The sequence below is a fragment of the Blautia sp. HA9023 genome (genome assembly GCF_056504095.1).
The window spans coordinates 27,930-40,483 of record NZ_JBWLUR010000001.1 but is presented as its reverse complement, the minus strand read 5'-3'; the positions used below and the strand labels follow the sequence as shown (position 1 = coordinate 40,483).

Genomic DNA, 12,554 nt, shown 5'->3' with positions numbered 1-12,554 from the left:
TTCCTGTCCTCCGATGTCATCTGTAAAATACCTTTACCGCGCGGATCAGGCTTTCCGTATCTTTCACTCCGGCCGTCTCATAAGCGGAATGCATTGCCAGCTGAGGAAGGCCGATATCTACCGTATTCATGGCTGCCTGGGTGTTTGAAATATTTCCCAAAGTAGATCCACCGGCAATATCAGAGCGGTTTACAAATGTCTGATACGGCACATCCGCTTCTCTGCAGAGCTCCTTGAAAATCGCTGTGGAGATCCCATCCGTACAGTATTTCTGGTTCGCATTATATTTGATCACGATTCCACCATTCATCACCGGACGGTTTACAGGATCTGCCTTGTCTGTATAATTCGGATGAAGCGCATGTGCATTATCCGCAGAGATCATAAAGCTCTCCGCAAGGGCCATCAGATAACTTTCCTGATCTCCGCCAAGGGCCAGATTGATCCGGAACAGCACATCCTTAAGAAATGTGGATGCTGCTCCCTGTTTTGTGGTACTCCCCACCTCTTCGTTATCCAGTACACAGTGGACTGCAATATTTTTCTTTTTATCTGCCTGAAGAAAACCTTCCAGCGAAGCGAAAGCACACTGCAGATCATCCAGCCTTGGACTGGAAACAAACTCATTCCGGGAACCCCAGATCGTTCCGGGCATCCGGTTATAAAGAAACAGATCATGTCCCAGAATATCCTCCGGCCGAACCTCCGCCTCTTCTGCCATCATCCGCATGAAATTTCCTTTTTCACCACTGCCACTGTACAGTGGAAGCATATCTTTCTGAACATTGTAATGATAGCCTCCGTTGATATCCCGGTTCATATGGATGGCAAGGCTTGGGATCATGACCAGATCTCTGTCAATATTCACAAGTTTTTCCAGGATTTTTCCGTTCTTGCGGACGATCATCCGGCCTGCAACAGAAAGAGGACGGTCAAACCAGGTAGACAGGATCATTCCTCCATACCGCTCCACATTCAGTTTCACGTAAGCTCCGTTTACGGACATCTCAGGATTTTCTTTTATTTTAAAAGACGGAGAATCGCTGTGGCTTGCAATGATATGATATCTTCTGCAGTCATTGACAGGAATGGAAAATCCAATGATGGCGGAATGATTTCTCATGACAAAATATTTTCCGCCTTTTTCCAGGTTCCAGCTTTCCTCCTCTTTCAGTTCTGTAAAGCCCTCCTCCAGAAAACGTTTTCTTGTCTCTTCTGCCGCCTGAAAGGCTGTGGGGCTTTTGCTGATAAATTCCAGCAGTTTCTCTGTTGTCTCTTCGTACATAGTATTTCTCCTCTATCCGGCCCGTATCACCGGTCCGTTTTGCTATTGCCCATTATACGGCAAATTTTTTTTCAGAGCAATACTTTTACCCAAGCGCCTGAAAGATCCAGGATACCACAGGAAGTGTCAGGACTGAACATAACGTAGTAACCACAATTCCTCCCATTGCATAATCTCCATCTGATCCGGAGGCATTTGCCATCATTACCACCGACGACATCACAGGCATGGCAGAAGTCAGCGCCATAGTCATCCGGATATCTGCCGGAATAGGGACAAGCCTCAGCAGGATATAAAAAAGCACTGGAAATCCAATCATTTTTATCAATGTGATCCCATAATAATCCGGCTTCTTAACAAAGCTTAACACATCAATGCAGGCAAAAACACCTCCCAGATAGATCATTGCCAGTGGTGTTGCTGTCGCTCCCATCTTCTGAAGTGCCGTATTTAAAACCAGTGGGATCCTGATTCCTGTCAGTACACAGATCATTGCCAGAATAATGGCCACCGTTACAGGATTGATCAGTTTTTTCGGATTAAAAGTTCCGCTTTCTTTTTCTGAGGAAGTCAGTTTTACCCCCAGAGTCCACAACATCAGCTGATCAATAATCGTAAAAACAGCCATATACAGCATTCCTTTTTCCGGATATATGCTGACAACAATAGGAATTCCCATAAATCCCACGTTTCCGAATACAGTCATTGCACGATATAATTGCGAATGTTCTCCATGAAGATGAAATACTTTTCCGGATAAGGTGCCCAGGATCAGCAGACACACATACATCACTGCCGCAATTCCGAGGATGGACAATGAGGAAAAAAATGACTGCCGATCCACCCCGTTTACCGTATTGATAAAGATCATCACCGGCAGTGACAGTTTGATCACAACTTTTGAAATGATCTCCAGATTTTCCCGTGTCAGTACTTTTGTGCGGATCAGGATCACGCCTGTGATAATGTAGATCACGAACATTCCGATCTGTTGCAGTAAAACTGTTAATGTGTTCATTTTTTTAGAACCCCTCTCTTAAAAATATGTAGTGTAATCCCTGTTAAAGCAGACATTCACATTCATTTTTGCAATTTACATTCAAAAAAATAATGCACCCGGTTATCATAACCCTGCGATGCATTATTTCCTGTAAGATGTTTTCAAAAACACCCTGCGACTATTTCCTTCATATTATCATATCTGGCATATATTTACAATGCGGTTTCTCCTGATCTGCCATCAGATTTCCGCTTTTTTCCGTACCCACATATACTGCGCGAATTTATCTCCAAGCTTATTCAGGATCATGGTATAAGCTGCCCCGAACACATTGGCCCCGATACGCAACAGCACAGCTGCCGGCATTCCAAACAGTCCTGATGCGATGGACAGCGCTCCAAATGTATTAAATGCCGTCTGCCACGCATAGCCTGCGGAATATCCCACACCGATTCCTCCGATCATTCCGATGTAAGGGTACATGGACTTTGGAAGCACCAGATAAAGCACCACAAACAGCAGGCATCCCACAATGTTGAACATGCCTCTTTTTCCGGCTCTGACTTTACAGTCCTCAGTGAATGGCAGGCACACCGACATGCAGGCAATTCCGGCCCACATTGCTCTTGGAAGTCCAAGAAGTGACATGATCAGCATGGCGCTGGAAACGATCAGTGTCAGCCGCAGGTACCATCTGCCTCTTGCGGAATGCAGGTCAAATTCCCGGAACAGATCCAGAAATGTTCTGCGATACGGACGATTTTTCTGATTCTTATAAAAGATCACCATGCAAAGGAACATTCCCACAAGAAGGCCCTCCACGCGAAGCAGATACGCTTTTCCGGTTACGTCATATCCCATCAGAAGCAGATAACCGAGGACAAATGTGGAATGATTATACATAATTACATTGTGGCATCCCAGGATCATCAGCAAAAGGATACTTACAGCGTTTACAAAAAATGCCGGCACCGGTGAAACCATATTGGACAGTCGCGGTCCTATGATCAAAATACCAAAGATTCCGGCAATGGACAGCAAGCCATGTGTGGTCCGGATCCCGAAATCCGCCTGTCTCAAAACCAGCACTGCCAGAAGTACGGTTACTCCTACAACACTGTTATCATTGCCGGTTATCTTACTGTACAATGTCACAACCGCCACACAAAATGCCATGACAAGATATACTTTAAAATTATAGATCAGAATGTGCCTTCGTTTTTCTTTTTTGTCTGTGGTATTTCGAATCAGCTGTTTTGATCCGGTTGAGCTTAACTGTAGTTCCTGATAAAATGTCATTCTCATCGCTCCTTTTGTAAAACGGACATTCTCATTCCGCTTTATCATATGTTCATAAACGCAATTGTTTTACAACGCATTTAAAGATACAAACAGCCATTATACTTGGTTTATTCAGAAACGTCAAACACTTTTTTCAAATTAACGCAGTTCCGCGATCCTGGTCACTGCCACATAAATTTCCTGAATCTTATACCAGGTTGGATAATCCACCACTCCGGACGTGGGAAGTCCAAATACATTCTGAAATTTTTTCACAGATGCCGCAGTAGCCGGGCCATAAATACCGTCCACAGTTACTGTCGGAATGGCTGGATAGGCCTTTGCTATGGCATTGAGCTGTTCCTGGATCTGCTGTACTTTTTCTCCGGTGACTCCAATAGTCAGGTCATATCCAGGCCAGGATGCGGGAATCCCGGAAACTGCTTCCGCCACATTGATATACATATCGTTTCCATAGAAACTCCGCAGGATCTCAATCGCAGAATATCCCTGGTCTCCCAGCGCCTTGCTTCCCCACTGAGTCATCCATCCCCTATCCCTGCACTGCACCTGACGCCCGTCACAGTACTGGGTCAGGATTGGCTGACGCACATCCGGCCTTGAAAGATAATTTTCAAAAAGTTCGTCTACGATCCGGTCAATACTCTCAAAAATATTCCGGCCATTGATCCATTTGTGGTCGTATGCGGTAGAGGATGTGATGGTATAATCATAGCCTTTGTTCCGGTACCATTCCGTATACACCCGGTTTAATGTAAACGACATGATCGCCAGGACATTTGCGCGTATTGTATCATCCGGCCAGGTAGCGTAGATCTCGCTGCTGGCCACATTTTTGATATAATCTTTGTAACGTACATAATAGTTCTGCGCATTAGTATCTCCTACCGGTCCATCATGGACTACGATATACTCCGGGATCACCACCCGGCTTAAAACAATCTCTCCAGATTCATTTACCGGCTTGATCTCAGCCTCAGGATTTTTGGGCGGATACTTACCAAACAAGGTGTGAGGGCCGATCACAATGCGTTGATAATCCTCTCCTGCGCCTCTCTGTCTCATAAGAGATGCCGGCTGCTGTGCGATCACCTGGGGAAGAACTTCCGTTCCTGCCACTTCTTTTGGTTCAAAACCATCTGCACTGATCTGAACGGTATATTCCGCATAAGGCTGCTCTTCCACCGGCTTCATGCTGTATTCCAGAGGAGGAGCTGCCAGATCCAGCATCGGTGTTTTTCCGGAAGAATCGGTGCGGACTTCCTCGATCACATTATCCGGTACTCCCGTATAAGAAATCCGCACTCTGGCATTTTCCACAGGGCGGTTATTAGCTCCGTCCTGCACCGTCACCTGCAGCCGTCCCTGATCCGGGGTATCCTGCTGCATGGAAAGATAAGAATGATTTTTCATAAACAGAGACTCCTTTTTGTGCCTGAAAACACACTGACTCTCTGCCAGTATATGCACAAAATCGAAAAAATGCCATATATCTTACTGTGCTTCCTCCCAGTAATCTTCCGCATCCTGAATATCATCAAATTCATCTGCATGATCATAGTAAAAATCTTCCGGATTATCGTAGTCCTGCACATCATACATATCTTTTCTGGTATTATTCCTGCTGGTATTTCCACTGTAACTATTTTTTCTGGATGCTGTGGACGGAACAAACTCAACTACACTGCTGACCCGTCCGTTTCTGCAGACTGCCATGATTTTTTTTGTTCCGTTGCTGTTATACCACATATATCTGTACTGAATATCCTGTGTCCTTTTTCCCGGTGTATCCCGCCAGTAATGTTCTGTTCTTTTCTCTTTCGCCCTTCCCAGAAGCGTAATATTTATATATTTTTCTTTCATTCCTTTATATGGCTCATCTTTCTTCCTCATTTTTTCCTCTTCTTCTTTTTCTTTCTGTGCCATATATTTTTCATACTGTACTTCTGTATCTTCTTTAACCCTTTTCATTTCTTCTGCATATTTACCACTGTACTTATCCTCTTTCGGAAAATTCCATATGAGTTTATGCAGCTCCTCAATTCCTTCTTCGTTCTGAACAGCTTTGCAAAACTTTGCATACCGGATAATATATTCTGCATCCTCATAATTTCCCGGAAGTTTTTCAAGTAATTCTATCGCTTCATCATATTCACCTGCATCCATGCATTCTCCCGCTTTTTCATAACATACATTATTCTGTTTTTCCTTAAATTCTGCATTTTTTATCTGGATTGCCTCATCCGCTTTTATGATCAGAAAAGGTACCGCCAGAACAACTGCTATCAAAGCCGCCAGTATTAAAATATTCTTTTTCAAATTCCCATATCTCCTTCTCTTTTGCTCTGATATCTTCATTATATAATAAATATCTGCACAGAAAAAGTGCTGTATCATCTTCTCATAGATCATACAGCACTAAATATTTGCCTTATTTTGTCAGATATCAGAAAATCTTCAAAATATCATTATACATAACCACAACCATCAACGCCATCAGAAGCATCAGTCCCGCAAAATGGATCATGCCTTCTACCTGGCGATTTACCGGTTTTCTCCGAACTGCTTCTACCACCAGAAATACCAGCCTTCCCCCATCCAGTGCCGGAAGAGGAAGCAGGTTCATCACTCCCAGGTTGGCCGAAAGCAGAACTGCCATATTCCAGCATGTTCATCCAGATCATCAGTGTTCCTTCGCTCTTGGACTGTTCGTAAGTATCACCGATGGCATCCACAACACCAACCGGGCCGCTTAAGTCTTTCATTCCAAGATGACCGGTCACAAGCTCTTTCAGACTTAAGATCGTAGTGCGGATCATGTATTTTACTTCCACCGCACCGTATTTCAGAACATTGAAACCGGAAGTCTTTTCGCTGTATGTGTTATATCCGAAACCGGAAACCGGTGTCCTGTATTCTCTTGGTGTAATCTCCGCCTCATATTCCAGCCCATTGCGTTCATAAGTGATCGTCACAGGTTCATCAGACAGTGGATGCTCCTCGATATATTTTTCATATGCATTTCCATCCGGGACTTCCACACCGTTGATCTTCGTGATCACATCGCCCGCTTCCAGACCTGCTTCTTCCAGTGGCATTCCCTTGATCAGAGATTCCACTGTCATGGAATTTACATCAGAACGGTTGAAACCAAGGAGATACCGTACATTCACATCCGGCTTATAAGAGATCTCCTGTTCATTTCCATCACGTTTTACCTTCAGATGGATGGTCTCTCCCTCTTTCAGTTCATTGAGATACGAATACACATAGAGATCTTTTCCCAGGTCAATGTGATATCCCTGGTACTCTGTGATCACATCGCCTTCTTTCAGGCCTGCCTTTTCTGCTGCGGAACCTTCTGTTACCTGCAATACAGTTGCAGGATCATAGCCAATACAGCCCACAATGATCACAGACAGGACAAAGGCCAGCAGAAAATTAAATACCGGACCAGCGGCAACCACCGCAATCCTGCCCCACACAGGAGCAGAATTAAAGGTTCCCGGACTGTCATCTTCCGCATCTTCTCCTGCCATGGCACAGGAACCGCCAAGAGGAAGCAGTTTCACAGAATAGCGGGTGCCACCTTTTACCGTACTTATGATCCTCGGACCCATGCCAAGAGAAAATTCCACCACCTCAATGTGGTTCTTTTTTGCCAGGAGAAAATGTCCCAGTTCATGGATCAGTATCACAACGCTGAAAATAATTACAGCAATCACAAATCTCAATTTACCACCTGCTTTCGATCCACTGGTAAGTATCCTGCTCTACAGAAAGGATCTCATCCAGATCCGGATGCGCGATTTTTTTATGTCGTTCCATAGACTGTGCAATAATCTCATAAATATCCAGAAAGCCAATCTTTTCTTCCAGAAATTTCTTTACCGCAAGCTCGTTGGCCGCATTAAAGACAGTCGGCATACTTCCCCCTTCCCGGGATGCCTGGATTGCCATAGGAAGTCCGCGGAATGTGTCCATATCCGGAACCTCAAATGTGATCTCACGGAGTTTCGTGAAATCAAGACGGTCTCCATCCAGATAACGTCTGTGTGGATAGTACAGAGCGTACTGGATCGGGAGTCTCATATCCGGAGTTCCAAGCTGTGCCATGATCGCGCCGTCTTTAAATTCCACCATGGAATGAATGATACTCTGCGGCTGCACCACCACCTGGATATGATCCAGATCCATATCAAACAGCCATCTGGCTTCCATAACTTCCAGGCCCTTGTTTACCAGGGTCGCGGAATCTACGGTGATCTTCCGTCCCATTACCCAGTTTGGATGTTTCAGAGTATCTGCAACCGTGACATTTCGAAGTTCTTCTGTAGTACGTCCGCGGAACGGGCCGCCGGATGCCGTGATCAGAAGTTTATGGATCTCTTTGTTTTCTTCTCCGTGGATAGCCTGGAAAATGGCGCTGTGTTCACTATCTACCGGAAGGATGGATACACCATATTCTCTTGCCATTGGCATGATTAGATGACCTGCCGTGACAAGAGTCTCTTTATTGGCCAGGGCAATATCCTTTCCGGCACGGATTCCCTCCATGGTAGGACGGATCCCGATCATTCCCACGATCGCAGTGACCAGGATATCGGATTCCGGCATGGACGCAAGTTCCAGAAGCCCTTCCATTCCGCTGACTACCTTTGTGTCAGTATCCGCAATACGTGTTTTCAGGTCCCGGGCTGCCTTTTCATCCCAGACCGCTGCCAAAATCGGGTGAAATTCCCGGATCTGCTCTTCCAGTTTCTCCACACTTTTTCCCGCACTGACTGCAACAACACGAAGGTCTTCGTTTTTTCTTGCCACATCCAGTGTCTGGGTTCCGATGGAGCCGGTAGAACCTAAGATTGCAATATTTTTCATTTCAATATCTCCTAAATTCCAAGAATGGTTTTTGCAAGATAGTAAATAACAGGAGCTGTGATGATCACGCTGTCAAAACGGTCCAGGATTCCTCCATGGCCCGGGATCAGCTTACCATAGTCCTTGATGTTCTGATTTCTCTTGATGGCAGATGCTGCCAGATCACCTACCATGGAGATCAGCGCTCCAACTGCACAGATCAGGGCATACTCTGCCATTTTTCCCTGTGTGGCCGCTGCATAGATCACTCCAAGAAGCGCCGCTCCCACAACACCGCCTACTGCTCCCTCGATAGATTTCTTAGGGCTTAAAACCGGAGCCATCTTATGTTTGCCAATGAGCATTCCCACACAGTAGGCACAGGTATCACAACCCCAGGAGCATAAAAATATCAGCCATACCAGGAATTTTCCATCCGGAAGGTTTCTGGTAAGATAGATAAAGGAAAGCATCACCGCAACATACACCATTCCGAAAAATGCTGCCATCACCTGTTCCGCACGGTATTTCGGATAACCGAATACATAAACAAACAGGATCAGGATCATACTGATGATGATCGCCATTGTTCCATAACTTCCAAAATCAAATCTCATGGCAATATAATAAAGCACTGCTCCAAGATATCCCACAAGTTCCAACACGGTAACGTGCTCATCACTTACCTTCATTACCTTGTAAAGCTCTCTCATTCCGATCAGTGAAACAGCCAGAAGTGTAAAAAACAGGATCCAGCTGCCGGAAATAATAGTTGCCAGGGCAATGATGACAAGGATGATACCGCTTATCAGTCTTGTCTTAAACATGATCTACTCCTCCTTGACACCGCCGTAGCGTCTGTCCCTCTGATTATATTTCTCGATGGCCTTGATCAGCTCTTTTTTATTAAAATCCGGCCATGCAACCGGTGTAAAATAAAACTCCGAATAAGCCAGCTGCCAGAGCAGGAAATTGGAAAGGCGCTGCTCTCCGCTCGTACGGATCATCAGATCCGGATCCGGTACACCGGCAGTGTCCAGATAGCTCTCAATAGTCTCTTCTGTAATGCTGTCCGGCTCGACTTTTCCGTCTTTTACATCCTGTGCCATCTTCTGCATACCACGACGGATCTCATCCCGGCTTCCGTAATTTAATGCCAGCTGAAAATAAATTCCGTCAAAATCTTTGGAATATTCCTCAAGTTCCCGGACACTCTGCTGGATATCCGGTGCAAAAGCAGTAATATCTCCGATAACTTTCATCCGCATATTATTTTTCTTGGAAATCTTGATACATTTCTTAAGGTAACTGCGGAACAGTTTCATCAGTGCCTCCACTTCCTCCCTGGAACGTTTCCAGTTTTCTGTGGAAAAAGCGTAAACGGTAAGGTATTTCACTCCCAGGTCTTTAATATCGTAACAGATATTTTCAAGATTGGCACATCCCTTTACATGTCCATAAGTTCTGGGCATTCCACGTTCTTTTGCCCACCGTCCGTTTCCATCCAGAATGATCGCAATATGATTTGGTACGTTCATAAATCTCCTCCATACAGAAAGAGAGCTTCTTCAAAGAAGCCCTCTTTATCCTCGTATCTCTTACAATTATACAGTCAGAATCTCTTTAGACTTGTTCTCAATCGCCTTGTCAACTTCCTTGATGTACTTATCTGTAAGTTTCTGGATCTGATCCTCAAGCTCTTTGATCTCGTCCTCAGAAACATCCTGTTTTGCAAGTTTTTTAAATGCATCGTTGGCATCACGACGGATATTTCTTACCGCAACCTTGGCACCTTCGCCTTTTTTCTTAACGTCTTTTACCAGCTCTTTACGACGCTCCTCGGTAAGCTCCGGGAAAACAAGACGGATCATTTTTCCATCGTTGTTCGGATTTAATCCCAGATCAGAGCAGAGAATTGCTTTCTCGATAGCTTTGATCATGCTGGATTCCCATGGCTGGATCTGGATCATACGTGCCTCCGGCACAGAAATGTTTGCAACCTGCTGGATCGGAGTCGGTGCTCCATAATAATCTACGGTAAGTTTGTCAAGAATATGCGGGTTTGCACGACCGGCTCTGATCGTTGTCAGCTCACTCTCCAAAGCATTCAGTGTTTTTCCCATTTTTGTTTCGTATACCTGAATTCTCTCATCCATTTCACATATCTCCCTGTATGGTTATTTTTTATTATTCCCTTCCGATTACACAGTTACCTTTGTTCCGGAGAACTTACCGTGTACGGTGTTGACGATGCTGTCTTTTTCATCAAGACCGAATACCAGCATCGGCATCTTCTGCTCCATGCACATGATGGAAGCGGTAAGATCCATAGCTGCCAGTTTCTTGGCAACCACTTCATCAATGGAAATCTCATCATACTTCTTGGCATCCGGATTTACCTTCGGATCGCTGTCATAAATTCCATCAACAGCCTTTGCAAGAAGAATGGCATCTGCACCGATCTCAACGGCACGAAGTACTGTAGCTGTATCTGTAGAAAAATACGGATGACCGGTACCACCTGCAAAGAATACAACTTTCCCTTCTGCGAAGCTTTCTTCTACAGCATCTTTGGAATAAAGAGTGGTAAATGCACCACATACAAACGGGGTAAACACCTCTGTCTTAAGTCCCACATATCTGCAGATGTCAGACACATAGATACAGTTCATGATAGTAGCAAGCATACCGATCTGATCCGCCTTGCTTCTGTCCATGGCTCCGCTGGTACGTCCTCTCCAGAAGTTTCCACCTCCGATCACGATACCAACCTGAAGTCCTTCATCCACGATTGTCTTGATCTGTTTGGCAACCTCTGTAACAGTTGCTTCATCAAAACCTCTCTTCTGCTCTCCTGCAAGAGCCTCTCCGCTTAATTTCAGTAACACTCTTTTCATATGTTTATTCTCCTTTACCATACGCCGGATACAACTTCATTGCCGTCATCGTCAAAAGTTGTGGATACCGTAAACGTATCATAATAATAATAACCTGTCTTACCGGACTCCGGCTCGTCCTCATAATCACTGCCATTTGGGCTGCCGCATGCATTCTCAAGTTCAGACATGGACCGACCGATATAGCCAGCAGCTACCGAAGCCGGATCATCATCACTGGATGGAGTTTCTGTTGGATTCGGAGTATCTGAAGATGAATCCGATCCTGAATCCGATGAAGATGAAGAATCACTGCCGTTACCGGAATCACTGCTGTCTGAATTATCTCCACTGTTATCCGTAGAAGAAGATGTGGAATCTGTACTGCTGGAATCTGTACTATCCGTGCTGTCAGTACTGTCTGTAGAATCCGTGCTGTCGCTGGAATCGCTCTCTTCACTGTCATCTTCAATACCAAGTCTTGCCTTTACATCTTTCAACGTAGAAACCTCCTTGGTGCTTCCACTTGTCAGATATGTAGCATATGGGATTCCATCTTCGCCTTCACCATCCATGCACAGATTCAGCTGTGAAATTGTCAGAAGCGGCAGCTGACGGAAAAAGCAATCATTCTGATCTTCGTCCGAAAATGTCACACGCACATCAAAGCTTGTAACTGCATTACCATCGTCATCTTTCTGGCTCTTTTCCATATAATAAACAGCCTTGTCATTGGAAGCCAGTGTAAACTTACCATTTACAAGATCACTGCCCCATGTCTCATCACTGTCATCTCCGTCATCTCTCGTAGGGCGGACATAAATCGCAGAGATTGTAGAATCTATTTTATTTGTGAACACAATACTTGTGGTTGTCTCGCTCTTGGTTCCCATCACATTCTTGATATTTGCTGTATCGTCTGTAGATGTCTGCATTTCTACCACATCAGACTTCGCTGCTTCTGTCACAGTCGGTGTCACCGTTGCTTCCACTTTCTGCTCAGGTGCCACAGAACTCTTCTTACCGCATCCGGCCGCAAGCATACTTGCCGCAAGAATTCCTGCAAGAATCAAATAACGTTTTTTCATTATATCTCCTCCATATAAAATGGTTCTATTTGCTGTCAGCTTACCTCTTTCTATTATTACAGAGTATCACTTTCTTGTCAACCTGACCGGTTTGAATTTCACAGAATCTTTAGATTTTTCAGACTATGTCAAAAATTAAAACATCT

General features: G+C 44.8%; 12 protein-coding genes and 1 pseudogene. All 13 read right to left on the bottom strand.

The features are described from left to right. Positions 1-16: 16 nt before the first annotated feature. A complete protein-coding gene (locus AC04Q6_RS00190) occupies positions 17-1,285 on the bottom strand; it encodes a M18 family aminopeptidase (RefSeq protein ID WP_118071827.1) in 1,269 nt (422 codons plus the stop codon). Positions 1,286-1,370: 85 nt separating this feature from the next. Next, a complete protein-coding gene (locus AC04Q6_RS00185) occupies positions 1,371-2,303 on the bottom strand; it encodes an AEC family transporter (protein ID WP_476389422.1) in 933 nt (310 codons plus the stop codon). A 222-nt stretch (positions 2,304-2,525) separates the two neighbouring features. Next, positions 2,526-3,584, bottom strand: a complete 1,059-nt coding sequence (locus AC04Q6_RS00180) for an FUSC family protein (RefSeq protein WP_021976291.1) — start codon at positions 3,582-3,584, stop codon at positions 2,526-2,528. A 141-nt stretch (positions 3,585-3,725) separates the two neighbouring features. After that, positions 3,726-5,000: a peptidoglycan-binding protein gene (locus AC04Q6_RS00175; RefSeq protein WP_118071825.1), complete on the bottom strand. Its 1,275-nt coding sequence runs from the start codon at positions 4,998-5,000 to the stop codon at positions 3,726-3,728. 81 nt (positions 5,001-5,081) lie between these two features. Then, the gene (locus AC04Q6_RS00170; RefSeq protein WP_178087531.1) at positions 5,082-5,906 is read right to left on the bottom strand and encodes a hypothetical protein; all 825 of its coding nucleotides are present in this window, start codon (positions 5,904-5,906) and stop codon (positions 5,082-5,084) included. Positions 5,907-6,033: 127 nt separating this feature from the next. Beyond that, positions 6,034-6,213, bottom strand: coding sequence for a site-2 protease family protein (locus AC04Q6_RS00165; protein ID WP_476389421.1), 180 nt, complete (start codon positions 6,211-6,213; stop codon positions 6,034-6,036). A 130-nt stretch (positions 6,214-6,343) separates the two neighbouring features. Then, a pseudogene (locus AC04Q6_RS00160) lies at positions 6,344-7,285 on the bottom strand (site-2 protease family protein); the annotation flags it as partial. A gap of 37 nt (positions 7,286-7,322) precedes the next feature. Further along, positions 7,323-8,465, bottom strand: coding sequence for a 1-deoxy-D-xylulose-5-phosphate reductoisomerase (gene dxr / locus AC04Q6_RS00155; RefSeq protein WP_021976287.1), 1,143 nt, complete (start codon positions 8,463-8,465; stop codon positions 7,323-7,325). Between the two features lie 11 nt (positions 8,466-8,476). Continuing rightward, on the bottom strand, positions 8,477-9,271 hold the full coding sequence (locus AC04Q6_RS00150; RefSeq protein WP_118064215.1) for a phosphatidate cytidylyltransferase: 795 nt from the start codon (positions 9,269-9,271) through the stop codon (positions 8,477-8,479). A 3-nt stretch (positions 9,272-9,274) separates the two neighbouring features. Continuing rightward, the gene (locus AC04Q6_RS00145) at positions 9,275-9,982 is read right to left on the bottom strand and encodes an isoprenyl transferase (protein WP_021976285.1); all 708 of its coding nucleotides are present in this window, start codon (positions 9,980-9,982) and stop codon (positions 9,275-9,277) included. 66 nt (positions 9,983-10,048) lie between these two features. Continuing rightward, complete coding sequence (frr, locus tag AC04Q6_RS00140) at positions 10,049-10,600, bottom strand: ribosome recycling factor (RefSeq protein WP_021976284.1); 552 nt, start codon at positions 10,598-10,600, stop codon at positions 10,049-10,051. A gap of 45 nt (positions 10,601-10,645) precedes the next feature. Beyond that, the gene (gene pyrH / locus AC04Q6_RS00135; RefSeq protein WP_021976283.1) at positions 10,646-11,341 is read right to left on the bottom strand and encodes a UMP kinase; all 696 of its coding nucleotides are present in this window, start codon (positions 11,339-11,341) and stop codon (positions 10,646-10,648) included. A gap of 14 nt (positions 11,342-11,355) precedes the next feature. After that, positions 11,356-12,408, bottom strand: a complete 1,053-nt coding sequence (locus tag AC04Q6_RS00130; RefSeq protein ID WP_118071822.1) for a hypothetical protein — start codon at positions 12,406-12,408, stop codon at positions 11,356-11,358. Between the last annotated feature and the right edge of the window lie 146 nt (positions 12,409-12,554).

Coding starts and splice junctions, on each gene's coding strand:
- AC04Q6_RS00190 (WP_118071827.1), bottom strand. CDS start 1,285: ATGTACGAAGAGACAACAGAGAAACTGCTGGAATTTATCAGCAAAAGC.
- AC04Q6_RS00185 (WP_476389422.1), bottom strand. CDS start 2,303: ATGAACACATTAACAGTTTTACTGCAACAGATCGGAATGTTCGTGATC.
- AC04Q6_RS00180 (WP_021976291.1), bottom strand. CDS start 3,584: ATGACATTTTATCAGGAACTACAGTTAAGCTCAACCGGATCAAAACAG.
- AC04Q6_RS00175 (WP_118071825.1), bottom strand. CDS start 5,000: ATGAAAAATCATTCTTATCTTTCCATGCAGCAGGATACCCCGGATCAG.
- AC04Q6_RS00165 (WP_476389421.1), bottom strand. CDS start 6,213: ATGAACCTGCTTCCTCTTCCGGCACTGGATGGGGGAAGGCTGGTATTT.
- dxr (WP_021976287.1), bottom strand. CDS start 8,465: ATGAAAAATATTGCAATCTTAGGTTCTACCGGCTCCATCGGAACCCAG.
- AC04Q6_RS00150 (WP_118064215.1), bottom strand. CDS start 9,271: ATGTTTAAGACAAGACTGATAAGCGGTATCATCCTTGTCATCATTGCC.
- AC04Q6_RS00145 (WP_021976285.1), bottom strand. CDS start 9,982: ATGAACGTACCAAATCATATTGCGATCATTCTGGATGGAAACGGACGG.
- frr (WP_021976284.1), bottom strand. CDS start 10,600: ATGGATGAGAGAATTCAGGTATACGAAACAAAAATGGGAAAAACACTG.
- pyrH (WP_021976283.1), bottom strand. CDS start 11,341: ATGAAAAGAGTGTTACTGAAATTAAGCGGAGAGGCTCTTGCAGGAGAG.
- AC04Q6_RS00130 (WP_118071822.1), bottom strand. CDS start 12,408: ATGAAAAAACGTTATTTGATTCTTGCAGGAATTCTTGCGGCAAGTATG.